This is a genomic window from Pseudomonas sp. GL-B-19 (genome assembly GCF_019956415.1).
GTDB lineage: Bacteria > Pseudomonadota > Gammaproteobacteria > Pseudomonadales > Pseudomonadaceae > Aquipseudomonas.
On the sequence record NZ_JAHBDK010000022.1, the window covers coordinates 65,244 to 90,212 of the forward strand.

At 57.8% G+C, this 24,969-nt stretch carries 20 protein-coding genes; 13 read left to right on the forward strand and 7 right to left on the reverse strand.

Annotated elements, in window-relative coordinates; translation table 11 throughout:
- Positions 1 to 27: 27 nt before the first annotated feature.
- The 3 genes from KGB06_RS09260 (at position 28) to KGB06_RS09270 (ending at position 4,453) form a co-directional block, all read left to right on the forward strand.
- Positions 28 to 513 (forward strand): response regulator, encoded by a 486-nt coding sequence (locus KGB06_RS09260; RefSeq protein WP_223514353.1) that lies wholly within the window; start codon positions 28 to 30, stop codon positions 511 to 513.
- Positions 514 to 601: 88 nt separating this feature from the next.
- Entirely contained in the window at positions 602 to 1,222 is a 621-nt protein-coding gene (locus KGB06_RS09265; RefSeq protein ID WP_223514356.1) for a response regulator transcription factor, read from the forward strand.
- Positions 1,223 to 1,234: 12 nt separating this feature from the next.
- Positions 1,235 to 4,453: a transporter substrate-binding domain-containing protein gene (locus KGB06_RS09270; protein WP_223514359.1), complete on the forward strand. Its 3,219-nt coding sequence runs from the start codon at positions 1,235 to 1,237 to the stop codon at positions 4,451 to 4,453.
- A gap of 56 nt (positions 4,454 to 4,509) precedes the next feature.
- Here KGB06_RS09270 and KGB06_RS09275 read toward each other — a convergent pair whose 3' ends face one another.
- Together KGB06_RS09275 and KGB06_RS09280 are read right to left on the reverse strand one after the other, a co-directional pair.
- On the reverse strand, positions 4,510 to 5,049 hold the full coding sequence (locus KGB06_RS09275) for a PaaI family thioesterase (RefSeq protein WP_223514361.1): 540 nt from the start codon (positions 5,047 to 5,049) through the stop codon (positions 4,510 to 4,512).
- A 96-nt stretch (positions 5,050 to 5,145) separates the two neighbouring features.
- Positions 5,146 to 6,051, reverse strand: a complete 906-nt coding sequence (locus KGB06_RS09280) for a LysR substrate-binding domain-containing protein (RefSeq protein WP_223514364.1) — start codon at positions 6,049 to 6,051, stop codon at positions 5,146 to 5,148.
- Positions 6,052 to 6,158: 107 nt separating this feature from the next.
- On the opposite strand from KGB06_RS09280, the gene KGB06_RS09285 reads away from it, so the two are divergent.
- From KGB06_RS09285 to KGB06_RS09305, 5 genes are all read left to right on the forward strand, one after another.
- Positions 6,159 to 7,025 (forward strand): pirin family protein, encoded by an 867-nt coding sequence (locus tag KGB06_RS09285; RefSeq protein WP_223514367.1) that lies wholly within the window; start codon positions 6,159 to 6,161, stop codon positions 7,023 to 7,025.
- 93 nt (positions 7,026 to 7,118) lie between these two features.
- Positions 7,119 to 7,802, forward strand: a complete 684-nt coding sequence (locus tag KGB06_RS09290; RefSeq protein WP_223514370.1) for an isochorismatase family protein — start codon at positions 7,119 to 7,121, stop codon at positions 7,800 to 7,802.
- A 57-nt stretch (positions 7,803 to 7,859) separates the two neighbouring features.
- Positions 7,860 to 8,486, forward strand: coding sequence for an isochorismate family cysteine hydrolase YcaC (gene ycaC, locus KGB06_RS09295; RefSeq protein ID WP_223514373.1), 627 nt, complete (start codon positions 7,860 to 7,862; stop codon positions 8,484 to 8,486).
- A 189-nt stretch (positions 8,487 to 8,675) separates the two neighbouring features.
- Positions 8,676 to 10,118, forward strand: coding sequence for a mechanosensitive ion channel domain-containing protein (locus tag KGB06_RS09300; protein ID WP_223514390.1), 1,443 nt, complete (start codon positions 8,676 to 8,678; stop codon positions 10,116 to 10,118).
- A gap of 230 nt (positions 10,119 to 10,348) precedes the next feature.
- A complete protein-coding gene (locus tag KGB06_RS09305; protein WP_223514391.1) occupies positions 10,349 to 10,789 on the forward strand; it encodes a carboxymuconolactone decarboxylase family protein in 441 nt (146 codons plus the stop codon).
- A gap of 120 nt (positions 10,790 to 10,909) precedes the next feature.
- Here the strand turns inward: KGB06_RS09305 and KGB06_RS09310 are convergent, their stop codons facing one another.
- Positions 10,910 to 12,238, reverse strand: coding sequence for a GGDEF domain-containing protein (locus KGB06_RS09310; RefSeq protein WP_223514484.1), 1,329 nt, complete (start codon positions 12,236 to 12,238; stop codon positions 10,910 to 10,912).
- Positions 12,239 to 12,612: 374 nt separating this feature from the next.
- Between KGB06_RS09310 and KGB06_RS09315 the strand changes: the two genes are divergently transcribed.
- The 4 genes from KGB06_RS09315 (at position 12,613) to KGB06_RS09330 (ending at position 18,525) form a co-directional block, all read left to right on the forward strand.
- Entirely contained in the window at positions 12,613 to 14,007 is a 1,395-nt protein-coding gene (locus KGB06_RS09315; protein WP_223514393.1) for a diguanylate cyclase, read from the forward strand.
- Positions 14,008 to 14,092: 85 nt separating this feature from the next.
- Complete coding sequence (locus KGB06_RS09320) at positions 14,093 to 15,343, forward strand: glycosyltransferase family 2 protein (protein WP_411741841.1); 1,251 nt, start codon at positions 14,093 to 14,095, stop codon at positions 15,341 to 15,343.
- A gap of 49 nt (positions 15,344 to 15,392) precedes the next feature.
- Complete coding sequence (locus KGB06_RS09325; RefSeq protein ID WP_223514396.1) at positions 15,393 to 17,471, forward strand: TolC family protein; 2,079 nt, start codon at positions 15,393 to 15,395, stop codon at positions 17,469 to 17,471.
- Between the two features lie 7 nt (positions 17,472 to 17,478).
- Positions 17,479 to 18,525 (forward strand): HlyD family secretion protein, encoded by a 1,047-nt coding sequence (locus KGB06_RS09330; protein ID WP_223514398.1) that lies wholly within the window; start codon positions 17,479 to 17,481, stop codon positions 18,523 to 18,525.
- A 42-nt stretch (positions 18,526 to 18,567) separates the two neighbouring features.
- Here the strand turns inward: KGB06_RS09330 and KGB06_RS09335 are convergent, their stop codons facing one another.
- From KGB06_RS09335 to KGB06_RS09350, 4 genes are all read right to left on the reverse strand, one after another.
- On the reverse strand, positions 18,568 to 20,160 hold the full coding sequence (locus tag KGB06_RS09335; RefSeq protein ID WP_223514400.1) for a DHA2 family efflux MFS transporter permease subunit: 1,593 nt from the start codon (positions 20,158 to 20,160) through the stop codon (positions 18,568 to 18,570).
- Complete coding sequence (locus KGB06_RS09340; RefSeq protein WP_223514403.1) at positions 20,157 to 21,278, reverse strand: HlyD family secretion protein; 1,122 nt, start codon at positions 21,276 to 21,278, stop codon at positions 20,157 to 20,159. Before KGB06_RS09340 ends, KGB06_RS09335 begins: the two co-directional genes overlap by 4 nt.
- Before the next feature lie 319 nt (positions 21,279 to 21,597).
- Positions 21,598 to 22,545 (reverse strand): choline ABC transporter substrate-binding protein, encoded by a 948-nt coding sequence (locus tag KGB06_RS09345; RefSeq protein WP_223514406.1) that lies wholly within the window; start codon positions 22,543 to 22,545, stop codon positions 21,598 to 21,600.
- Positions 22,546 to 22,569: 24 nt separating this feature from the next.
- Complete coding sequence (locus KGB06_RS09350; RefSeq protein ID WP_223514410.1) at positions 22,570 to 24,036, reverse strand: aldehyde dehydrogenase family protein; 1,467 nt, start codon at positions 24,034 to 24,036, stop codon at positions 22,570 to 22,572.
- Between the two features lie 203 nt (positions 24,037 to 24,239).
- Between KGB06_RS09350 and KGB06_RS09355 the strand changes: the two genes are divergently transcribed.
- Positions 24,240 to 24,968, forward strand: a complete 729-nt coding sequence (locus tag KGB06_RS09355) for a class II aldolase and adducin N-terminal domain-containing protein (protein WP_223514412.1) — start codon at positions 24,240 to 24,242, stop codon at positions 24,966 to 24,968.
- Position 24,969 lies beyond the last annotated feature (1 nt).

Below are 24,969 nucleotides of genomic sequence, written 5' to 3' on the forward strand. Positions count from 1 at the left end.
CCACCTTGGTACCCGGCGGACCTCACTTTGACGAACAAAGCATTACGAATCCTGATTGCCGACGAGCAACACTTTCACCGGATGAAGGTCGAGCGCCTGTTCAACCATTTGGGCTACTACCGGGTGGCACCGGTTCAAAACCTTGAAGAACTATTGACCCTGGTCGAGTACGGTTGCGAACCGTTCGACCTGGTGGTCATCAATGCCTCTCTAGCCGCTGGATCACTGGACCTGCGCGGGTTCTTCCTCGACAACCGCCAGGTTCGTCATACCCTGATTTTCAACGACCAGCCTGCGCAATCGGCGTCGATGCCTTTGCGCGTAAAACAGACGATTCATGTGAGTCCTGTGGCGCTTCCTGATCTGATGTGCATCCAGCGCCTGATGTCGAGCGTCGATCCTTACGCGACATCTCCTGACGGTGCGATACCCGCAAATGGTGAGTTGAACCGAGGCGACCGTTCGTCGGAACTGTCATTTTTGACAGGTGGTTTCCATCTCCTGGCCATGTAAGAGTTTTCTCGCAGATGCTGCGGGCATTCCGGACATTTCCGGCGGGCATTCGTGGCCTCATCGTCGATTTTTTGCACAGGGAGTTGCCATGAAGTCAGTGCTGATTGTGGACGATCATCCGGTGGTTCGCGCCGCAGTCAAACTGGTACTTGAACGGGAAGGTTTCAAACGGATTCATGAAGCCTCCTGCGTCGGTGAGGCATCGGTGATACTCCGTGAGCACAATGTTAGTCTGGTGATTCTGGACCTGGTGATGCCCGGCGGTAACGGGCTGGACGTACTGGAGCGCATCAAAGCCAGCAACTTGACGTGTGTGGTTCTGATATTCACGTCTCTTGACCCGCTGTTTTTCCAGGAGCGTTGCATGCGCGCCGGGGCCCTGGCGTATGTCGCCAAGACCAACGACCTCAGTCAATTGCACAAGGCCATTCACGCGTTGATGGCCGGGTACACCTATTTCGCGCAACTGCCCAGCGTATCAATGGACGCGCTGCAGCAAAGCGAAAAACAAATGATCGATAAACTCTCCAACCGCGAGCTGACCATCCTCCAGTACCTGGCCCGGGGGACCACAAACAAGGCCATCGCCGAGGCGATGCACCTGAGCCACAAGACAGTCAGTACCTACAAGACCCGTTTGATCGAAAAGCTCGGCGTGAAGGCGGCAGTTCACCTGCGCGATTTCGCCATACGCAATCACTTGATCTAAGGGGGCCTGAACGTGCGTATTCTGTTGTGCGCCTTGATGCTATGCCTGGTACCGCCGACGCTGGCCGCCCAGGATAACGAGCCGAAGTCCTTGCAGCTGCTGGGGCGTTCGACGGTGGAGGGTTACGAGTTCCAATTGGATGAAAAGGACCGGCAATGGCTGCGCAACAAGCGTGTGCTGCGCCTTGGGGTGAGCGGGCCGGACTACCCACCTTTCGAAGTCACGCGCAATCATGATGAGCTGGAAGGCATCACCGCCGACTACGCCCAATTGATTGCACAAATGTTGGACATCCCGATTGAAGTTCGGCGTTATGGTACGCGGGAAGCGGCCATGGAGGCTCTGAAATTCGATGCGCTTGATCTACTCGGGACCTCGAACAATTTCGAAGCGGCCGACCCCGAGTTGATCTTGTCCAGTTCCTATGCAGAAGATCAGCCGATGCTGGTTACCCGACTGGACGAGCGCATGCCCGAGGATCTGGCGGGTAAACGCATCGCCATGGTCGATGACTATCTGCCTGCGCGAACGGTCGAAACGTTTTATCCCGCGGCGAGTCTGCAACGTTATCCATCCGCGCTCGATGCACTTGGCGCGGTGGCGTACGGGCAAGATGACGTGTACCTGGGGGACCTCATCAGTGCCAACTACCTGATCAACAATAATTACCTCAATGACGTTCAGTTGTTGGGGCCTTCCGGGCTCGACGCCAACCCGTTCGGCTTTGCCATGGCCAGGGACAACCTGCCTCTTAAGGACATCATCGACAAGACGTTGGCGGCGATCCCTTTGGATCAACGGGCGGCTATTGATCAGCGCTGGAGCGCCGGCAGGGTCAACAGGTTAAGTCAGTCGCGAGTCAATTTGAGCGCCAGTGAACAGCATTGGCTGGACCGTCACCCACAGGTGAATGTCGGGGTGGTCGAGAACTTTGCGCCGCTGTCATTCTTCAATGCCGAGGGGCAATTCAGCGGGCTGACCGCGCAATTGCTGACGCTGATCAGCCAGCGCAGCGGTTTGAACTTCAACGTGCTACGGGGCCGGTCCCTTGACCAACAGATTCAGCGACTCAAGGCTGGCGAGATCGACGTCATACCCGCCATCATCCCGGCCACCGAAGGTGTCTCGGATCTGCACTTTACCAGCCCCTATGTGACCAATCCGTACACGCTAGTCAGTGCAAACACGCCCGATAGTCCTAAGACGCTGAATGGCTTGGCCGGTAAACGCCTGGCGATTTATCACAACCACCCGGTGCGCGCATTCATTCAGTCGCGGGTGCCAGGCGTGCGCATGGTAGATGTTGAAAACCCGGCGCAAGGTCTGGAATTGGTCATGAACGGACAGGCCGACGCGGCAGTCAGTTCGTTGTTCATGACACGTTACCTGATTGCCCGCTATTACCAGGGACGTTTACGGATCAGCAGCACCGTGGGCGACGAACCGGCGCGCATCGCCATGGCAATGGACCGCGGTGCTCCGGAATTGCAATCGATCTTGAACAAGGCGTTGCTGAGCATCTCGCCCGAAGAAATGGACGGTCTGGTCGCCCGCTGGGGCAATGATGTGGTGGTGGATGACAGCTATTGGCTTCGTCACCGCCCAGCCATTTTGCAGGCTTTTGCCGCCGCCGCCGCGTTGCTCTTGCTGGCTTTGGGCTGGATCACCTGGCAGCGCCGGCAGATCCGCCAACGTCAACGGTGGTTGCAACAATTGCAGGACGCCAAGGACGCCGCCGACGACGCCAATCGCGCGAAAACCACGTTTCTGGCGACCATGAGCCACGAAATCCGTACGCCGATGAATGCCCTGATCGGCATGCTCGAAATGGCCGGGATGCGGGCGAAGGAGGGCGTCGCCGATCGTTCCGCCCTGGAGGTAGCGTCCACTGCCGCGCAGCAGTTACTGGCATTGATCGGCGATATCCTGGACATTGCCCGCATCGAATCCGGCCATTTGTCCCTGGCGCCCGAGCGTGTCAATTTGCATGCGCTGGTGGCATCGGTGTGCCGGGTGTTCGAAGGCCTGGCTCGGGAGAAAGACCTGGCATGGCGAGTTGACCTGGACGAGCGCAGTGATCGTGACGTGTTGATCGACCCCACGCGTTTTAAGCAGGTGCTGTCCAACCTGTTGAGTAACGCGATCAAGTTTACCCATGCCGGTGAGGTGAGCCTGGCACTGCGGGTGGTGCCGGGGATTTCAGATCATCTGGCGGTGAACGTACATATCGAAGACAGTGGTATCGGCATCAGCGCGGTTGATCAGCAGCGTTTGTTCAGCCCGTTCGTCCAGGCCGGCAACAGCCAACAGTCGGGCCGCAAGGGTTCCGGTCTGGGGTTGGTGATCAGTCGCACCCTGTGCGAAATGATGGGGGGGCGGCTGGTACTCGACAGCGTCCTTGGGCGGGGCACTCAGGCCGACATCAGTCTGTCGCTGGTGGCGTTGAAAGCCTTGCCACCCTGTGATGCGGTGGACACTGGATTAGCGCTATCCACCCGAGCGCTGACGATTTTGGTGGTCGATGACTATCCGGCCAATCGCTTGTTGCTGAACCGTCAGCTGAGCTATCTGGGGCACCGTGTCATAGAGGCCGAGGATGGTGAACAAGGGCTCGAACAATGGCGCGCCCATGAGTTCGATGTCGTCATCAGCGACTGCAATATGCCTGGGCTCAGCGGTTATGAATTAGCGAGCGCAATTCGTGATGAAGAGCGCGCCTATGGATTGCCGTCCATCCTCATTCTGGGGTTTACCGCCAATGCGCAGCCTGAAGAAAAGATTCGATGCGTGGAAGCGGGCATGGACGACTGCTTGTTCAAACCCATCCTGCTGGTGGATTTGAGCGCCTGGCTGGCATCACGATTTTCAAGTGAGACGCCGATCCCGGTCGACACGCAAGCCTCCCGTGAGATGGACTTGACCGGCCTGGAGCTTTACGTCGGTGAAGACCGCACGCTGATCAATCAATTGTTGCGCGAGTTGGCCGAGACCAACCGTGATGACCGCAATCATCTGCTGCAAGCCCATGCCGGTGACAATCGCCCGCGCCTCCAGGAGCTGGCGCACCGCATCAAGGGCAGTGCGCGCATGGTGCGCGCAGAACGTTTGATCGAGTGTTGCGAGGATCTGGAACGAGCCTGCGCCGAAGGCCGCGCGGCGCTGATCGACAAGGCCGTCGATCAGTTGCAGCACGCCATGAAAAGTCTCGGGCAGCACCTCAAGCGTGACTAGCGAGGTGCGATGCCTTTAAGGCTGGTCAGCCGCTGGCCGCGAAGCGGTCTGACGCCTTACCCCCGAGCCTCAAGAATCATGCAAGTTGTCGACCCCGTTGCATACAACCGCCCATCCACATCATAAATCCGCCCCTCGGCCAGCGCGGTCGAACGTCCCAAGTGAACGATCTTGCCTTCGGCGCGTACTGGCCCGCTGGCACCCGTCAGTGCGCGCACATAACTGATGCGCAGATCCAGCGTCGTATAGCCCTGACCCTTTTTCAGCTGCGTATGAATCGCACAACCCATACACGAGTCCAACAACGTCGCAGCATAGCCGCCATGCACGCTGCCCAGCGGGTTGTAATGGCGCGCGTCCGGGGTGCCCTGAAAGATAAACATCCCGGCCGACCATTCGATGGGGATGAAATCCATCAGCGCGCCAATCGGCGGCGACGGCAGCTCACCGTTACCGATGCCTTCGAAGAATTCGGCGGGCGACAGCGCACTGACGTCGGCCATGGACAGGCTGCCAGGGCCGGCAAGCCGGGCGCGCATGGCGTGTTCCTGGGCAATCCATTGAGCGAGCGTGGCTTCGCGGGTGGGGCTTTGCATAGACATGTCCTCGGGCGGTGCGGATATTATGGTTGTAATCCAGATCGATATTATGTCCGAAATAAAAACTCTGCCAGCGCCGCGTGTCGCGTCACATCAGGCGATGTCAGCGTGGTTGAACTCCTCTCCTAGAAAGTCGATCAACGTACGCACCGACGGCAGCAGTCCACGGCGAGAAGGAAAGATTGCATGGATGATTCCGCATTTCGGTGCCCAACCCGGCACCAGGTTGACCAGCCGACCGGTCGCCATGTCATCGCGCACCACTACGCTCGGCAGGTGCGCAATGCCAATACCCGCAACCACCGCGTGACGCAACGCGAGCAAATCATCGGTGACCATGCGTGGCGTATGTCGAATCAGTGCGCTGGCGCCTTCGGCACCGAACAATTCCCACTGATATTCACGCTGGGCGGCTCCCCAATGCAGGCTCGGCAACCCGCTCAGGTCGGCGGGGGAGGCGGGGGACGACAGGCGTTCGGCCCAGGCCGGGCTACCCACCACGCACTGGGTGCTGTTGCCCAGAACCTTCATCACCATGTCGGTGTTTTCCAATGGCGGAAAGCGCACGCGCAGGGCGATGTCGAACCCTTCGTGGATCAGGTCGACCCGGCGATTGGTGCTCTCGATAAATAATTCCACCAGCGGGTATTTGAGCATGTAGCGCGTCAGCATGGGCCCGACCCAGGAGTTGAGCAGCGCCGTCGGGCAACTGATGCGCACCAGGCCTTGAGGCTCGGAGCGATTGCGTTCGATCAGTTCGGCGGCACTTTCTGCTTCGACGCGCATGGCCAGGCAACGCTGGTAGTAGGCCTGGCCGATTTCCGTCAACGAACAATGGCGACTGGTGCGATGCAGCAGGCGAACACCGAGGCGTTCTTCAAGCTCGGCGATGCGTCGGCTGAGCTTCGATTTAGGCATGTCCAACGCCCGACCAGCCGGGGCGAAACCGCCGTGTTCCACCACTTGAGTGAAGTAGTAAAGGGTGTTGAGGTCTTCCATCATCGTTCCCCAAATAGAACGCAAAGGCTGATTTTTGCAGTCTAGCGCACCAAAGGTTCGAGTTTTAAGCTTTGTCAATGGCTTCACTCACCTCATCAGGAGACACCATGAAAAACATCATCGGTATCTACACCAGTCCACGCTCCCATTGGGTCGGCGACGGCTTTCCGGTTCGTACACTTTTTTCCTACGACAACCTGGGCAAGCACATCAGCCCGTTCCTGCTGCTGGATCATGCCGCTCCTGCCGAATTCACCCCGACCACTGAACGACGTGGCGTTGGTCAGCATCCGCACCGTGGTTTCGAAACCGTGACTATCGTTTACAAGGGCGAACTGGAACACCGTGACTCCACCGGCAGCGGCGGCACGATCGGCCCTGGCGATGTGCAGTGGATGACCGCTGCTTCGGGGATCCTGCATGAGGAGTTTCACTCCGAGGGTTTCGCCAAATCCGGCGGCACTCTGGAAATGGTGCAGCTATGGGTCAACCTGCCGGCCAAGGACAAAATGGCCGACGCCGGTTATCAGACGATCCTCGATGGCGACATCCCGAACATCCCGCTCAAGAACCTGGCCGGCAGCCTGCGCTTGATCGCCGGTGAGTTCGACGGCCACACCGGTCCGGCGCGCACATTCACACCGATTGACGTCTGGGATTTGCGTCTCAAGGGCGGCAAGTTGTTGACCCTGGACCTGCACGAAGGTCGCAACACGGCATTGGTGGTGTTGCACGGCACGGTTCAGGTCAATGGCCAGGAGTCGGTGCGCGAAGGTCAGTTGGCCCTGTTCGATCGCGATGGCGATCAGTTGACCCTTGAAGCCAGCCAGGACGCGGTGGTGCTGTTGCTCAGCGGCGATCCGATCGACGAGCCGATTGTCGGTCACGGCCCGTTCGTGATGAACACCGAGCAAGAAATTCACCAGGCTTTCGCCGACTTCCAGTCCGGCCGCTTCGGCCAGATGCACGGTTAACCCGTAGCGCTTCAACAACCCGCTCTACACAGGATGCGTAGGCCGGTTCTCAGGCCAGGGATGGCTGTTGCCCAAACGAAAGAGGAAACGCACATGAGTACCATCAATGCGGCCAACTTCAACGGCCAAAAACCGACCATCGATCCCAACGACAGCGCAATGCTGTTGATCGACCACCAGAGCGGGCTGTTTCAGATCGTCAAGGATATGGACGTGCCGCAACTGCGCGCCAACGCGATTGCCCTGGCCAAGGCCGCGACCTTGCTGAACATGCCGGTAATCACCACGGCCTCTGTCCCACAAGGACCGAACGGGCCGTTGATCCCCGAGATTCATGAAGCCGCGCCGCATGCCCGATACGTGGCGCGCAAAGGTGAAATCAATGCCTGGGACAATGCTGAGTTTCATGCCGCGGTGAAAGCCACCGGCAAGAAAACCCTGGTGATCGCCGGTACGCTGACCAGTGTTTGCCTGGCGTTTCCGTCCATTGCGGCGGTGCATGAAGGCTACAAAGTGTTTGCCGTGGTCGACGCCTCCGGCAACCACTCGAAACTGGCCACCGATCTGACAATTGCCCGATTGGCACAAGCCGGGGTGGTGCCGATCGACATTATGGCTACGCTCTCTGAGCTGCAAGGCTCATGGAATCGTCCGGATGCCGAGCAGTGGGCCGCGGTCTACGCCCAGGCCATGCCGCATTATCAATTGCTGATCGAAAGCTACCTCAAGGCTCAGCAAGTGGCGAATGAACACGAAGTGCTGGACTCCCAGCGTTAAGCGGATACCCCACGCCGAGTTCCCACTCGGCATCGATAACACGCGAGGACTACTGCAATGACCACTTCTTACAAACGTCTCGACAAGAACAACGCCGCCGTTTTGTTGGTTGATCACCAGGCGGGTCTGCTGTCTCTGGTGCGCGACATCGAACCGGACCGTTTCAAAAACAATGTGCTGGCCCTGGCTGACCTGGCCAAGTACTTCAAACTGCCAACCATCCTCACCACCAGTTTCGAAACCGGTCCCAACGGCCCACTGGTGCCTGAGCTCAAGGCGCTGTTTCCGGATGCGCCTTACATCGCCCGTCCTGGCCAGATCAACGCCTGGGACAACGAAGACTTCGTCAAGGCGATCAAGGCCACCGGCAAGAAACAACTGATCATCGCCGGCGTGGTAACCGAAGTCTGCGTGGCTTTTCCGGCACTCTCGGCGCTGGCCGAAGGCTTTGAGGTGTTCGTGGTGACTGACGCTTCCGGCACCTTCAACGAACTGACCCGACAATCGGCCTGGGACCGCATGTCGGCCTCCGGCGCGCAGTTGATGACATGGTTCGGCCTGGCCTGTGAACTGCATCGCGACTGGCGTAACGACGTGGAAGGGCTGGCCACCTTGTTCTCCAACCACATCCCGGACTATCGCAACCTGATGACCAGCTACAACACCCTGACCAACAGCAAATAACTGCTGACAACTTAGATCCCCTGTGGGAGCGAGCTTGCTCGCGATAGCGGTATAACAGACACCTATTCAGTGACTGTCACACCGCTATCGCGAGCAGGCTCGCTCCCACATTTGTTTTGCATGAAACCCTCCTACACTGTGCCCAATGTGTGAGATCTTCGCGCCATTGGCCCTCGCTGGAGTTGCTCGATGCAATCTTTTTTCACCGATCATCCGTTGGTCTGCGCACTGGTCCTGATCCTGATCGATCTGGGGCTGTGGCGATTGATTACCGCCAGCGGCAGTAACTGGAAGCTCCTCGTCAGGCTGGTGATTTTCTCGTTGTTCAGCGTCCTGCTGTTCAACGAAGGCTTGAACCCGCTGGAGGTCGCCCCTTGGGCCGACAACGTGCCGTTGCACCTGGCGGCCACCGGTTTGCAGATTGCGTGGTGGCTGTTCGGCGCGCGGACCCTGACGGTGCTGATCGGCTCGGTGATGATGCAGCGGGTTGGGCACACCGGGCGTTTGCTCCAGGATCTGCTTGGCGCGGTGATCTTCCTGATCGCGATTATCGCGGCGCTGGCGTATGTCCTCGATCTGCCCGTCAAAGGCGTGCTGGCAACCTCCGGCGCCTTTGCGATCATCGTCGGCCTGGCCTTGCAAAGTACCCTCAGCGACGTGTTCTCCGGGATTGTCCTCAACACCACCAAACCCTATCAACTGGATGACTGGATCTCCATCGACGGCACCGAAGGTCGAGTCATCGACATCGATTGGCGCGCCACGCGCCTGCAAACCGCCCAAGGCAGCATGGCGGTGATCCCCAACTCGCTGGCGGCCAAGGCCAAGATCATCAACTTCAGTCGGCCGAGCGACATTTTTGGCGTATCAATCAGTCTGCAACTGAGCCCCCACGCGCGTCCGCAAACGGTGATCGATGCGCTGGAGCGGGCAATGCAGGGCTGCCGCTTTTTGTTGAACAAACCTGCACCGTGCGTTGCACTCAAGGGTTCCAGCGCTACTGGCGTGGAATACGAAATCAGTGGTTTCGTGGTCTCGATGGATCAGAAACGCATGGTGCGAAACTTGCTGTTCGATCTGTCCTATCGGCATTTGCAGGCGGCGGGCGTCAGCCTGTTGTCGACCGTCGAATCGAATGAGCTTGGTGGCTTGTCCCGGCCACGGGCATTGTTGGAAAGTTCGGCGATTTTCTCGACCCTGCGTCAAGAAGAGAAAGAGACTTTCAGCCAGCACATGACCCTGCAAAACTTCCGCGCCGGAGAAATCATCCTGCCAGCGGGGGAGGTCAGCGATCATTTGTTCATCATCGAGTCCGGAGTCGTTACGGTGGAGCTGAGCCGTGCCGGGGTCAAATTTGAATCGGGGCGCATGGGCCCGGGCGAGGTGATCGGCGAGGGCGGGATCTTGTCGGACACCGCGTTGCCGGCCGACTTCATCGCCAAGACTGCTTGTAGCTTGTACCGGATCGAGAAGGACTACCTCAAGCCCTGCCTGGATGCGCGGCATGACATTGGCGAATCGATGAAGGCGCTGCTGGATTTCCGCTTGAACAAGGCGCAGACGTTGACTCAGGAAGTGCCGAAGGTAGTGGAGAGGAAGGGGTTTTTGCAGTGGTTGCGTAATAGGGCTTAGTGATCTGTGGTGGATGGCCGCTGCGCGGATCGCTCCCACAGTTGATCGAGTTTCTTCAGAAGGAATACGGTCAACTGTAGGCGTGAGCCCTGCTCGCGATGGCAATTTCAGACCCGGCTAATTTCTCATTGGTCTCCAATGGCCTCCTCGACTTCTGGAATATTGGCTATTTGTCAGAAGGGCCGGCGGGGCTAACTTAGCTCCACCCTCACTTGCTATCGGAGTCCACCATGAAACCTCGTATTGATTTCTACACCGCTTCCCCTGATGCGCTCAAAGCCATGATCGCCCTGGAAACCGCTGTATCAAAACTGCCGCTGGAAAAGACCCTGATCGAACTGGTCAAGCTGCGCACTTCGCAAATCAATGGCTGCGCCTTCTGCCTCGACATGCACAGCGCCGATGCCCGCAAGGGCGGTGAAGACGAGCGCCGTCTGTACACGTTGTCGGCCTGGCGCGAAACGCCGTTCTTCACCCCGCGTGAACGCGCGGCACTGGCCTGGACTGAATCCTTGACGCTGGTGAGCCAGACCCATGCGCCGGATGAGGACTACGAAGTGGCTGTGTCCGAGTTCAGTCCAAAGGAACTGGTCGACCTGACCGTGGCCATTACCACCATCAACGCTTGGAACCGTCTGGCGATTGGCTTTCGCAAAATGCCTCAAGCCTGATCAGTGAGCATCCGCTGACGGCGCGGCCGGTGGTTGCACCTTGCGCATCAGGGGCACCATCGCCGTGGCGATGATGAAGCAGATGTTCCAAGCTTGAATTTTTATGGTTCGTTGTGCTCCTCAATTGATACTTGATAAACATCCATCACTCACATAACGGTCACGGCCTTGCTGTTTTGCTTGGTAAAGCAAAAGATCGCCACGGATAAGCATGGCCTGAATGTTGTCTTCCGGCCCACGCCAAGCTGTGATACCTATGCTACAGGTGACGCCAATGCTTGTTCCGGCATAGTCGAGCGTCGAGTCGCGCAAGACCTGCAACAACCGCTCGGCCATCGATTGTGCGCCGGTCAGATCGGTATCCGGCAGTAGGATGAGGTACTCTTCCCCGCCGAGGCGGGCGACCAGGTCATGTTGGCGTACAGCCAGGATAAGTAGCTGGGCAAAAAACTTCAGCACCTCATCTCCCCCGTCATGGCCGTAGGTGTCATTGACCCGTTTGAAGTAGTCAATATCCAGCATCAATACACACAACGAACTGGGCGTACGCGTGGCCCTGGCCAATTCCGCCTCCGCCAACGCCATCGCGCCCCGTCGGTTGTACAACCCGGTAAGAAAGTCGCGGGTTGCGGCTCTATGCTGTACCCCGTAGGCATCAATCAATTGCCCCGCCAGCCAAATGATCAGCAAAACACTGGCAAGCATGCCAGCCAGCATTAATAAAGCGAGACCATTCCAGCTCAGGAACAGCGACAGGAAATTCGATGTCAGGAGTTCACTGTAGAAATGCAGGTGCAGGGCATTTTGAGGATCCTCTATGTTCCGGACAAAGCGCTCCTCGCCCTGTTCCTCGGAAAGGAGTGTGGTGGGCCAGTCGCCGGCTGTGGCAGGCATCAGATCTACCTTGTCGTCGGTGAATTGAATATCGACATACAAGGGGGGCTCATGGCCGTGGCTCACGGCGACATGCACGATAAGCGTATCGACAAACTCCGGTCCGATGGCCGACCGCGGTGGCAGCGGCAATGGCTGTAACAGGGTCTGTGTTTCCCGGATCACCGCGTAAGGCCCACTGCAGCTGTAACCCAGAAGTTGTCGACTGGTCATCTGAATGCCGCCCTCCGTCAGGCGCATTTTTGGCGCTAGCGGACTGGGCATTGCGGCCACTTGACGTATGGGTATTCGCAATGTGTACTGAGACAGCTCTTCGCTACCGTCAGTTTGGGTCTCTGTGGCGCGATGTTGTTCGTTAATGTATTGGTCTGGCAGACACCCGGTCGGTAGGGGGTTTGCCAGAAGCAGTGAATATTGCAGTTTATGGGTTGCCAACTGGCGTACCAAGGTGGCATAGACCCAGCCGCTTCGATGAGCCAGCAATATTTGTTGCCCCTCCAACATTAAAGCGCGCTGACGGTGATAACGGTCGGCCACCCCGATAACAGCAATCACGATCAAAACTGCCCCTATTATCCAGCTACCAACCTTTACGGCTCGCGCATACTTAATTACCCACCTCATGATTGTCACTCCTACTGGGCATTGGTAGTGCTTCTTGAAATGCCACAGCCAGGCGGGCGCGCATATTAGATCATTTAAACATCTAGCCAAATGACTTGGGTCATGCTGCTGCACAGTATTTGAGGATGAAAGTATGAATGGGCCGAATTCTAAACGGCAGGGCTCGGCAGTACACATATGGAATCAAAAATGACTCTTAAATGATCTTATAAGGCTCGTTTTGAGTTAGACGATCATATGGCGAAATGCTACTGTTTTTCGCTTTTGCTGGCTGCGAGCTATTTGTCTGCCATAGGGACCACATCATGCCCACTTCAACTCCACGCATTGCAGTTCTTGGCAATTTCACTTCGGGTTTTGGTTTCTTGGAACTGGAACGCTTTGCCGATCTGGACAGCCTTTTAGCCGTTCCAGCGTTTGATGTGTTGTTGCTTGACATGCCAGGTGTCTCTGCTGGGCAATTGCTTCGTAAGCTGCGTATAGATACTTCTTATCGATTCAGTTTGATTTACTGCTGCCGTGATTTGGACGGTTGGTGCGAAGCTCTGGGCGATGGTGCTCCTCCTACTGATCTGCAGGAAGTAACGCCACTTTGGAGATTGTGGAGAGCACGGTTCAGACTCTTTAATAGCGGGGGGGCGTCTGATCGATTTGAAAGCCGGGTGCTTTCGTGGTTGTGGTTTCGCCCCAGCGCAGAAGTGCATGCACTGCGCGACCCAGAGGTGCCTCAGCATTATCGCTACCCATTGCTGGAGGTTTTGGCCGAGGATGAGAAGGCCAATACGTTCGTCTGGTTGACACTGATGGCCCAGCAAAACTGGCTGGAAGAAGGGGTGCTGGTTGATCGCGTCCGACTCTGTTCAGGCTGCGGTTCGGGCCGTTTGAACTATGTTGATGTATGCGCCGAATGCCAGGCCCTGGACATTTCACGTCAGCCTTCACTGCACTGCTTTACCTGTGGCCATGTGGGTGCCCAAGAGAACTTTCTGAAAGACGGGATGTTACTTTGCCCTAACTGTCTGAACCGATTGCGACACATTGGCAGCGACTATGATCGACCGCTCGAGAACTACCGCTGCCGGTCATGTCAGGCATTTTTCGTTGATGCCGATGTTCAGGCGCGTTGCCTGGATTGTGGCTTGGCGCATGCACCCGACAAGCTGCGGGTGCGTGAAATCAGGCACTACCGCTTGACTGAAGCAGGACGTTTACGCTGCCGCCAAGGCTTTAACAATGAACTTGGCGGGGCCAATCACTTCGGTCAACTCAATTTATTGGGCGGTAAGGATTTCTATGACCTGCTCACTTGGCAAATCCAGATCGTACGCCGCTATCAACAGCCGGCGTTTTCACTGATTGGTCTGCGCTTCGTCAACTTGACCGATACACTGCTTCGACTTGGCGAGCACCGCGGGCATGCCTTCGTCGACAGTCTGGTCGATCGTTTGCAGGAAACAGTCAGGGAAACCGATCGATGCTCTCGAAGCTCGGAAGAGTTCCTCTGGCTCATGCTCCCGCACACTGGGGCCGAAGGGCTGCTGAGTGTCAAACAACGTCTGGCGAAGGTCGCCGAGTTGTTCTCGGGACCCGAGGTCAGCCAGATATCTCTTCGTGTCGTCAGCTTCACTGCGCCGCAGGATCTGCTTGAACAGGAGGACGGCGAATTGTTGCTGGCCCGTCTAGCCAGCGAACTGGCTTGAGGCTGCAATGAATCCACTCTTCGATCAGACTCAGGAAATACTCAATCAACTGGCGGGACCAGGTGGTGTGAGCCGATTGTTCTATATGCTCTTTCCGTATTTTCTGCTGCTTGAGCTGCCGTTCAATACTATGGTGTTGTTGGGCGTATTGCGCTGGTTCGTGCGACGCCAGTCCCACCGCCCACAACACAGCCTTTATCAACCGAAAGTGTCTTGCATCATCACCTGTTACAGCGAAGGGATGGATGTGCAGCAGACACTGTTAAGCCTGTGCGAACAAACCTACCCCGGACACATCGAGATGATACCGGTGGTGGATGGCGCTACCCTGAACCAGCCTACATTGCATGCGGTACGGGACTTTCGGGTAGACCCTGGTTTGTATCCACGGCGGCATCTTCGTCCGATTGCCAAGTGGCAGCGTGGCGGCCGAGTGTCTTCATTGAATGCCGGTCTGGCCCATGCCAGCGGTGAGATTGTGATGGCCCTGGATGGTGACACGTCGTTTGACAACAATATGGTCAGTGCCATCGTGCGGCATTTTGCGGACCCGTCGGTGCCAGCGGTGGCTGGCAGCTTGCGAGTCCGTAATGCCTGGAGTTCCATGACCGCGGCGATGCAAGCGCTGGAGTACTTGCTTTCGATCCATATGTCGAAAATCGGTTTGGCCGAGTGGAATCTGGTCAATAACATCTCGGGTGCCTTCGGCGCGTTCCGTCGCAGTTTTCTTGTAAAAATTGGTGGCTGGGATACTCACACAGCGGAAGACCTCGATATAACACTGCGCATCAAAAGTTATTTCGGGCGTCATAATTTAAGAATCCCATTTGAACCAGAAGCCATCGGCCATACCGATGCTCCAACGACGTTCAAGCAGTTTCTCATGCAGAGGCTACGTTGGGACGGTGACCTTTTTTTCCTGTACGTCCGCAAGCACAGCCACAGTATTAATCCGACTCTATTAGGTTGGCGGAGCTTTTTGATGGTGCTCGTCAGTGGCTTCTTTTTCCAATTGGTGCTGCCGTTCATCATTCTTGGCTACACCTTAGTGGCCTTGTTTACCCTGCCTGGCTCGACGCTGTTGGTCTTGTCGTCTCTGGTCTATCTGCTGTATCTGACGATCACCGCAATATTGTTCGGGGCCTTGCTGTTAATCGTCTCCGATCGACCTCGGCAGGACCTGCGCTTAGCGTTGCTAGTGCCGATTTATCCTCTATTCATGTTGATCATGCGCTGCTGGAGTGCGGTTGCCATGCTCAATGAGGTGTTCCGTCGTGGCCATGAGGAAAGCAGCATGGCGCCATGGTGGGTCTTGAAAAAAGCCACAAGGTTTTAAAATGCGATCGGTACTACTGGCTCTAACTTTATCGCTGTCATCTACTTCGTTGCTGGCTCAACCGCTGACTCTTCAAGAGTTGATAGATAAGCAACAATCAGATCCTCTGCTTCGTGCAGGCCAAGCTGACCTTCGAGCCCTGGACGCAGAAGCCAAACTTCACCAGGACCGGGCCGGATGGCAAGTGTTCGCCGGTGCTGGCGTCGGGCATTTTGACGAGTTGGTCACCTCAGACGTGCGCGATGATTATAACGGTCGAAATTTGAGTCTTGGTGTACGCCATCCTCTGTTGGGCAGCCTTAAGCGTCAGCTCGACCTACTGCAAACCAATCAGTACGAACGCCAACGACAGCAATCGCGGGTTGCTTTAGAGGCTGCTAGCCAGCGTCTGGCATTGCGTAGCGCTTACGCTGATTGGTGGCGCGTGCAACAGGAATCAGCTTTTTGTGATGCGCTCGTTCCCGCGGCCAAGAAAGCTGGTCAGGCGATTCGCCTGCGCATGGAAAAAGGCATGTCGCGCACTTCCGAAGGTCAGTTGCAGTTAGATGAGTGGGAAGGGCTTTCAACCCGATGCAAGGCGCTGGCCAAAATCGAAGTCGACGTACGCGAAGATTTGGCTAGCATCAGCATGAGCGGGTTACCTGCAGGCGCCCAGGCAGTAGCCGAGCCTCTCGCGCCACAACCACAACCATTGGTTCAATGGCAGGCGCTGTTGAATCAGCATCCAAGGGTCACGGAAAAGCAAAGCCTTCGAGATTTGGCCGACAGAGAGCGAGACAACCCCTGGTACTCGTCTATTGATTCCGATGTCGCTCTGGCCAGCACTCGGGAGTATCGCAGCGATTCGAACAAAGCGGGCAGCGGCTTGCTGGCCAGCCTCAATTTCTCTACGCCTTTCGACTTGGTCGGTAATACGCGGGCTCGCCAACAAGTCGCCGACGCACGCTACGAAGCGGCGACCAACCGTGTTGAGGCCGAACAACGTTCGTTGGGTCTGGAGCTGAGCAAGGCATTGCGCGCCCAAAACACTGCGCAAGCGTTGATCATGCAGCGCAGTCAGCAATGGCATACCGCCGCGTTGGCTCTCAATGAGGAAAAGGCTCGGAGTACGCTGGACGCGAATGGAAACTTCAATGCCCTATCAACCACCGAACGCGTTTATTTTCAGTCAGGATTTCAATTGATTGCGGCGTGGCATGCCGCTTGGTTGCGTCAGGCCGAGTTGAATCTCTTCACCGAAGACAGCCCACAATTTGCTGCATTATTGGGTGACGAACGTTTGGAGTGGTCGCCGATGATCAAGCCGCAACCCTCTGCGACAGGTGTTGCCTCAACCTCCGCGGCACGGCGTCAAAATGCTCCGATGGAGCCGAAAAAATGGCTTCAGGCCACCTATGTCTGGAACAGCGAAGCGTTACTGGATCCCATGCGTCGTCAGGCGGAACTGCAAGCATTGCGCACAGCCGGGATGCAGAAAATCTATCTCGGCCTCAACGCCGTCCAGGTGACCAATCTGTCGGCGACCCGCCAATTGCTTGAACAATTGCTCCAGGATGCTGCACGCAGTGGTCTGCAAGTGAGTCTGCTACTCGGCGACCCAAACTGGATTCAACCGCAGCATCGCAAGCAACTGACGGATTTATTGGGAAAGCTTAATGGACTTCTGTTTGCCAGCCTTCATCTGGATCTCGAAGTCGAACAGCTCGGTATGCCGGTACCCGATCAACGCCTGAAAGACTGGCTCGACACGTTACGTGCGGCATCAGTGGCAAGCCAATGGCCAGTAGAAATTTCGAGCCACCATCGCTGGTTTGTTGCGGCTCAGTCCGGACATCCCTGTGTGCCTTGTGCGCTCCCGGCAATCGGGGTACGTCAGGTCAGCCTGATGATTTACACCCATAACCCACAACACAGTGCGCAATTGGCAGGGGAGATTGCGCAACGTTGGACAGATCTGCAATTTCGTCTGGCTCAGAGCACTGAGCCGCAGTTGCCATCCACCGAGAGCTGGGCGGGCGCCTCCGCTGAACAATTGCAACGCCAGGTAGCGGTGTGGCGTAACCAGTTACAACCTCAGGGTCTTGCCGGTATCGATTGGCAAGCCTGGCGCGACTTCCCCAAACGGTGAGAGGCTCATGAAGATTCGTTTCGATAGCCCTAAAGAGCAAAACCCCACTCAGGAGCAAGGACTGAATGTGCTCTACGCTCCGGGCAAGCGTTTGGCCTTTCGCCTACGCTGGTATCTGATCCTGTTCCTGGTGGCCAGCCCGTTACTCTGGCTTGTCGGCAAGCTGTTGTATGGCCTCTTCATGATTGACGCACCGGCGCAGCTGCTCTTGCCCATTCAGGAGGTGCGCTCACGAGATGCCGGTCGGGTCGAGCAGCTGTTCGTCACGGCGGGGGAGCACGTGCAGGCGGATCAACCGCTGGTCAACCTCGACAATCCGGAGTGGCGTGCCCGACTGTTGCAACTTGCCGCAATGCCCGTTGAAGCTGCGCGGCCAGGCGATTCTGATTTGGGCATGAAAGAGCGTCAATTGCTCAGAGCCAAGGTGGGCAGGGCAGAGCAACGTGTTCAGCAGTTGGACAGTCTTGTGCAGCAAGGCGCTGCCACTCGAGGTGAAGTGCTGGCCGCACAGACCGAACGCGATGGGTTTCGATCGGATTTGTTGGCTTTCGAGCGTCGTGAGCAGTTAGCTCATCAATTGCCTCAAGGATTTGATCGGGAGGTGATCCAGCAAAATGCTGAACAGCAATGGCTGAAGACACGGTTGTCAGCCTTGTCAGTGACGGCGCCGCAGAGTGGTCGGATAGCAGAAGTGCTTGTTACTCCTGGTGAGAACGTCGGCCCAGGAACGTTGCTGATGCGTCTGGAGCGGTTGGCCGACCCACTGCTGTTGATTTACCTGGAGCCGCTTAACATCAACTACGCGCAGATAGGTCAGCCACTGAAAGTGCATATGCCGGACGGAGCATGGCTGGATGCTCACGTGGTGCAGGCCGTAGACAGTGCTGCTCGCACGCCGATAGCTCTGCGCGGGCCATTCACCACGAGCGAAATGGGATTGCAGGTTGCTGCCAGGTTTGATCAACCACTTCCGGCACGCTGGAGAATCGATCAACTGCCGTTGAGTGTTCATTTTCCCTATGATTGGCGGCGGATGCTGGGGATAAAAAAATAAGCTATCCGTCGAAAACGGGATATATAGGCCCCCGGAGCGTTCTCAATGAGCATCGGCACTCGGCGCGGCCGGTGGTTGCACCTTGCGCATCAGGGGCACCATCGCCGTGGCGATGATGAAGCAGACCATGATCATTAAAAACGCGTCGCCATAGGTTTGTGTCTGGGCTTCGCGGTAGGTCAACAGCCATAGCTGATGCAGGCTCGCGGTGACGCCAGTGTCACCGCTGTGGCCGAGGGCGGCGAAGTTGTTGCCGACCTGCGACAACCACTGATTCAATGCTTCGTTGGTGCTGTTGAGGTGTTCCGCCAACCGGGTGAAATGCAGGTTGGTGCGGTCGTTGAGGATGGTCGCGCAAGCGGCGATGCCAATGGCGCCTCCCAGGTTACGCATCAGATTGAACAACCCCGACGCATGCTTGAGCCGTGCCGGCGCCAGTCCGCCCAAGGTCAACGTCACCGCTGGCGGCACTGCCAGTTGCTGGGCAATTCCGCGCAACGCTTGCGGCAGCATGAGTTCTCTGGCGCCCCAGTCGTGGGTGATCGGGCTGAAATCCCACATCGACAACGCGAACAGACCCAGGCCGGTCATCATGATCCAGCGCAGATCGACTCGATTGGCCAAAAAGGCGTACAACGGAATCGCCATGATCTGGAACACCCCGGTGGAAAAAACCGCCAGACCAATGTCCAGCGCGCTGTAGCCCCGCACCCGGCCGAGAAACAGCGGCGTCAGGTAAATGGTGGCGAACAGGCCGATGCCGGTGACGAACGAGAAGAAACAGCCGAGGGCGAAATTGCGGTCCTTCAAGGCGCGCAAATCGACGATCGGATTAGCGACGTGCAAGGTCCGGCCGATGAATGCCAGCCCGGCGAGACCGCTGATCCAGGCGGTGGTGAGAATGGTGCTGTCGCTGAACCAGTTCCAGCGCGGGCCTTCTTCGAGGGTGTATTCCAGGCAGCCGAGAAATAGCGCCATGAACACCATGCTCAGGTAGTCGGCGCCCTTGAGCAGCGACAATTCCGGATGGTCGATTTTCACCAGCATCGGCACGGCCACGGCGACGAAAATCCCCGGTACCAGGTTGATATAGAACAGCCAGTGCCAGGATGAAATCTCGGTGATCCAGCCACCGATCACCGGCCCCAGCGTCGGTGCCAGCGAGGCCACCGCGCCGATGGTTGCAGCCGCGATCACTCGTTGTTTGCCAGTGAAGAAAAAGAACGCCGTGGTGAACACCAGCGGGATCATCGAACCGCCGAGAAAGCCTTGCAGCGCACGGAAAGCGATCATGCTCTGAATGTTCCAGGCCACGCCGCACAACAGGCTGGCCAAGGTGAAACCGACCGCTGAAGCGCAGAACAACCAGCGAGTCGAAAATACTCGCGACAGCCAGCCCGAGAGTGGAATCACGATGATTTCGGCAATCAGGTAGCTGGTCTGCACCCACGCCGTTTCGTCGGTGCCGGCCGAGAGCCCGCCGCCAATGTCACGCAAGGAGGCCGAAACGATCTGAATATCCAACAGCGCAATGAACATGCCAATACACATGCTGGCGAAGGCGAACACCTTGGTCGCCGTCGCCATGTCGGCGGCATTGAACGGTTGCGCAGGAACGGCGAGGGCGCGGCTCATGGTGCGCTGGCCACGGCTGGAGTTACAGCGCTTTTGCGGGTGTCGACTTCAGCCGTCACCGACAGGCCCGGACGCAAGTGACCGAGCACACCGTCGGCCGGATCGAGGACGATACGCACCGGCACTCGCTGGACGATCTTGGTGAAGTTGCCGGTGGCATTCTCCGGTGGCAGCACGCTGAACTGCGAGCCGCTAGCGGGCGCGAGACTGCCCAGATGACCATGGAATTCCTGCCCCGAAAGCACGTCCGCATGGATGATCACCCGTTGGCCCGGAATCATCCGCGCCAGCTGATCTTCCTTGAAGTTGGCATCCACCCACAAACCACTGGACGGCACCACCGACAGCAACTGCGAACCCGCCTGCGCATACGCGCCGACCCGCGCCCGGCGATTGCCGATCACGCCATCCACCGGCGCCTTCAGTTCGGTGTAACCCACATTCAATTGCGCCAGATCCCGTTCGGCTCGAGCCTGCATCAGCGCGGCACGGGCTTGCTGTTTCTGGGTGTCGATCACGTTCAACTGACGTTGCGCGGCCAGCAATTCGGCCTGGGCCCGTGAACTGTGCGCCTGAGCGGTCTTGAACGTGGCATCGGCCCGTTGTGCGCTTTCCACCGAGACAGCGTTGCTGTTCACCAGTTTCTTGTAGCGGGCATTGTCATCACGGGAGCGGGAGGTTTCCGCGCCAGCGGCATCGATCCCGGCGCGGGCCTGGCCGATCACCGCGTACTGCAATTGTTCGGTGGCGTCGAGATTGGCCAGCAAGGCTTCTTCGGCGGCGACCGCGCCTTCGGCCTTGGCCAGATTCGCGCGGTAGTCGCGAGCGTCAAGGCGTATCAACACATCACCGGCCTTGACTGCCTGGTTGTCGGTGACCAGCACTTCCTCGATATATCCGGCGACTTTCGGGCCGATCACCGTGACGTCGCCGCCGATGTAGGCATCGTCGGTTTCTTCAATGAAACGACCAGCCGTCCACCAGTGAGTCGCATACAACCCGGCAGACCCCAGGGCAGCGATAACCGCCGTCAGCAGGATCAACCGCTTGAGCAGAGGAGGCTTGGGTGTGCTCACCGGGACAGCAAGGTCGGGTTCAAGGCTGGTCATGCTGGTCATGGGGGGTTACCTGTGAAAACGGGTGTTTATTACGGGTGTAATATGACGTAGGTAATATTTGCTGGCAATTGATTTTTGCTGCCGGTCGTCAGGTCACCCCAGCGGAAGGAAAAGCTGATTAATTGTTTAAGTAATGAGAGCGTCAGGATGCGTCTGCATTTCTGCGGTAACGCAATTTTTGTAGCAGCTGGCGAAGCCTGCGTCCGGCTGCGCAGCAGTCGTGAAACCTGAGATTGCGGTCTTCCTGAAACACCGCATCGTCTGATTTCACGACTGCTGCGCAGCCGGACGCAGGCTTCGCCAGCTGCTACAGAGAGTGTTATGGCTTAACTGATCGAGGAGCCAACCGTGCACTGGCAACCTTAATCCCATCCTGCCCATCCCGACTGCTCACCCCTGTCAACCAAGCCTCCAGCACCTCCGGATTGGCCTTCAACCACGCCTTCGCCGCCGCTCTTGGTTTCTGATTCTGATTCAACACCGCGTCCATCAACTGGTTTTCCATGGCCAGTGTGAACTCCATGTTCTGCAGCAGTTTGCCGACGTTGCTGCATTCCTTCAGGTAGTCCTTGCGCACGTTGGTATAGACCGTGGCCTGGCCGTAGTTCGGGCCGAAGTATTCGTCGCCACCGCTGAGGTACTTCATCTTATTGCGGGTGTTCATCGGGTGCGGTTCCCAGCCGAGGAACACCATCCACTCGTTTTTTCGCGTGGAGCGTTTGAGTTGCGAGAGCATTGCCGCTTCGCTGGACTCCACGACTTTGAAATCCTTCAGGCCGAAGGCGTCTTTGTCGATCATGCTCTGGATCAGGCGATTGCCATCATTGCCGGGTTCGATGCCGTAGAGTTGGCCTTTGAGTTTGTCCTTGAATTTGGCGATGTCGGCGAAGTCGTGCAGCCCCGCGTCGTAGACGTAGTCGGGCACTGCCAAGGTGTATTTGGCACCTTGCAGGTTGGCGCGCACGGTTTCCACAGTGCCGGCGTCGCGGAAGGGCTTGATGTCGTTTTCGGTGGTGGGCATCCAGTTACCCAGGAACACGTCCAGCTCTTTACCAGAGGACAGCGCGCGATAGGTCACGGGAATCGACAGCAGGGTGGTTTTGGTTTTGTAGCCGAGCGATTCCAGTACTTCGCTGGCGATGGCGGTGGTGACGCTGATGTCGGTCCAGCCGACATCGGAAAAACGCACCGTGGCGCAGGACTCCGGTTCCGCCGCGTGTGCCAGCAGCGGCAGGGTGATCGACGCAAGCAAGAGCAAGGCTTTCATAGGGACGACTCCTTGGAGGTAGCGTCAGACACCGAACCAGTTCAGTGGCGCCGGTTCGGTATTGAGGTAGATGTGCTTGAGCTCGGTGAACTCATCCAGCCCGGCCCGCGACAACTCGCGCCCTATGCCGCTGGACTTGTAGCCACCCCACGGCGCCTGCGGGAACGCGGCGTTGTAGTCGTTGATCCACAAGGTGCCGACCCGCAGCCGCTTGGCCATGCGGTAGGCCTTGCCGATATCCCGGGTCCAGACGCCGGCTGCCAGGCCATAAGGCGTGTCATTGGCCAACTGCAGCGCCTGGGCTTCGCCGCTGAAACGCTCGACAGTGATCACCGGGCCGAAAATTTCTTCCTTGGCGATCTGCATCTCGCAGGTCACGTTATCGAGCAAAGTCGGGCGCAACCAGAAGCCGCGTTCGAACTGTTCGGGAATTGTGCCGCCAGTTCGCAACCTCGCGCCTTGCTCGACGGCACCGGCAATCATCGTCAGGATCTGGTCGCGCTGGCTGGCAGAAATCAGCGGGCCCATTTGCGTCAGCGGATCAAGGCCATCGCCCAGGCGAATCTTCTGGATGCGTTGCTGCAAGGCGTCGACAAAACGCTCGTGAATGCCGTCCTCCACCAGCAACCGGGAACCGGCGGAACAGATCTGCCCGGCATTGAAAAACACCGCATTGAGCGCCTGGTCCAGCGCCACTTCGAAGTCGGCGTCGGCGAACACGATGTTCGGATTCTTGCCGCCCAACTCCAGCGCCACACGTTTGAAATTGCCCGTGGCCGCGCGCATCACCTTGCCGCCGGCACCGGCGCCGCCGGTCAGTGAGACCAGGTCCACGTCAGGGCTGGCGGCGAGTAATTCACCGACCTCACCGGGGCCGCAGAGTAAATTGAACACGCCGTCCGGCAGACCGGCTTCAATCAATAATTCAGTCAGTCGATGCGCCGTCAGGGGCGTCAGGCTGCTGGGTTTGAACACCACGGTGTTGCCGGCGGCCAGGGCCGGGGCGATTTTCCAGACCGCTTGCAGCAACGGGTAATTCCATGGCGCGATCAAGGCGCACACGCCCACCGGTTCGCGCTGGTTGAAGCTGATGACATGGGCCGGGGCATGGCTGTTGACGCTGGCGCTTTCGGTTTCAAGCAAGGCCGCGTAGTAGCGAAACGTGGCGACTACATTGCCGATGTCGCCAAGGCTTTCAACCAAGGTCTTGCCGGCGTTAAGGGTTTCCAGACGTGCCAGATTCGAGGCGTCCTGTTCGATCAAGTCGGCGATCCGTTGCATCAGTTGCGCCCGTTCGGTCACCGCCATCGTCTGCCACGGCCCGGTGTCGAACGCCACCCGCGCGGCGTTGATCGCCCGTTGTGTGTCCACGGGACCGGCCACGGCCACTTGCGCCAATACATCATCGGTGGCCGGATTGATCACATCGCGGTATCGCACCGCCTGTGGCGCTTGCCAAACACCGGCGATAAACAACGGAATCTGCTGCATTTGCGTCTCCAGCTCAGTGGGTCGTGGCCGCCACTATGGCGGTGGCGCTGGCGCTGCTCTTGATCAAACGCGGCATAAGCGCGCCGTTTTCCCACGATTGTGCGGCCGTGTCATAACGGCAACCCGTGTCGCTTCCCGTCAAGTGCGCGCAACCCGGCGCTCTACACTGCCAGCAACCGCTAAACGAGCCGAGAGGGGATGCGATGAATCAAGCTGTCGAGCAACTGAGAATCCGCCTGGCCTGCGCTTTTCGCTGGGCCGCGCGCTTGAACCTGCACGAATCCATCGCCAATCACTTCAGCGTGGCGGTGTCGGGGGACGGTCGAGAGTTTTTGATCAACCCTTACGGCAAGCATTTTTCCACGATCAAGGCCAGTGACCTGCTGCTGGTGAATGCCGACGACCCTGCCAGCCTCGACCGTCCAGACGCGCCGGACATCACTGCCTGGGCCTTGCACAGTGCCTTGCATCGCAACCAGCCGCACGCCCGCTGCATTCTGCATACCCATTCGAAATACGCGACCGCGCTGGCATGTCTGGCGGATTCACGGTTGCCACCGATTGAGCAAAATTCGATGCGCTTTTTCGAACGGGTGGCCATCGACGACGGCTTCGACGGCATGGGCCTTGGGGATGAGGCCGAGCGCGTCAGCCATCTGCTGGGGGACAAACCGATTCTGTTGATGGGCAACCATGGCGTGCTGGTCGCCGCGCCGACCATCGCTCAGGCGTTCGATGATCTGTATTACTTCGAACGCGCTTGCGAGACCTACATCACCGCGCTTTCAACCGGGCGCGAGTTGCGCATCGCCAGCGATGAAATAGCGCGCAAGACCTGCCGGCAATGGCTCGACTATCCGGGCTTTGCCGACAAGCATTTCAACGCGTTAATGGGCATTCTTGATGAAGAGGAGGTCGGGTATCGGGCGTGAG

Excerpts from the sequence above, each read along its gene's own strand:
- KGB06_RS09265 (WP_223514356.1), top strand. The coding sequence starts at position 602 with ATGAAGTCAGTGCTGATTGTGGACGATCATCCGGTGGTTCGCGCCGCA.
- KGB06_RS09275 (WP_223514361.1), bottom strand. The coding sequence starts at position 5,049 with ATGCAAAGCCCCACCCGCGAAGCCACGCTCGCTCAATGGATTGCCCAG.
- KGB06_RS09280 (WP_223514364.1), bottom strand. The coding sequence starts at position 6,051 with ATGGAAGACCTCAACACCCTTTACTACTTCACTCAAGTGGTGGAACAC.
- KGB06_RS09285 (WP_223514367.1), top strand. The coding sequence starts at position 6,159 with ATGAAAAACATCATCGGTATCTACACCAGTCCACGCTCCCATTGGGTC.
- KGB06_RS09290 (WP_223514370.1), top strand. The coding sequence starts at position 7,119 with ATGAGTACCATCAATGCGGCCAACTTCAACGGCCAAAAACCGACCATC.
- ycaC (WP_223514373.1), top strand. The coding sequence starts at position 7,860 with ATGACCACTTCTTACAAACGTCTCGACAAGAACAACGCCGCCGTTTTG.
- KGB06_RS09300 (WP_223514390.1), top strand. The coding sequence starts at position 8,676 with ATGCAATCTTTTTTCACCGATCATCCGTTGGTCTGCGCACTGGTCCTG.
- KGB06_RS09305 (WP_223514391.1), top strand. The coding sequence starts at position 10,349 with ATGAAACCTCGTATTGATTTCTACACCGCTTCCCCTGATGCGCTCAAA.
- KGB06_RS09315 (WP_223514393.1), top strand. The coding sequence starts at position 12,613 with ATGCCCACTTCAACTCCACGCATTGCAGTTCTTGGCAATTTCACTTCG.
- KGB06_RS09320 (WP_411741841.1), top strand. The coding sequence starts at position 14,093 with ATGCTCTTTCCGTATTTTCTGCTGCTTGAGCTGCCGTTCAATACTATG.
- KGB06_RS09330 (WP_223514398.1), top strand. The coding sequence starts at position 17,479 with ATGAAGATTCGTTTCGATAGCCCTAAAGAGCAAAACCCCACTCAGGAG.
- KGB06_RS09335 (WP_223514400.1), bottom strand. The coding sequence starts at position 20,160 with ATGAGCCGCGCCCTCGCCGTTCCTGCGCAACCGTTCAATGCCGCCGAC.
- KGB06_RS09340 (WP_223514403.1), bottom strand. The coding sequence starts at position 21,278 with ATGACCAGCATGACCAGCCTTGAACCCGACCTTGCTGTCCCGGTGAGC.
- KGB06_RS09345 (WP_223514406.1), bottom strand. The coding sequence starts at position 22,545 with ATGAAAGCCTTGCTCTTGCTTGCGTCGATCACCCTGCCGCTGCTGGCA.
- KGB06_RS09350 (WP_223514410.1), bottom strand. The coding sequence starts at position 24,036 with ATGCAGCAGATTCCGTTGTTTATCGCCGGTGTTTGGCAAGCGCCACAG.
- KGB06_RS09355 (WP_223514412.1), top strand. The coding sequence starts at position 24,240 with ATGAATCAAGCTGTCGAGCAACTGAGAATCCGCCTGGCCTGCGCTTTT.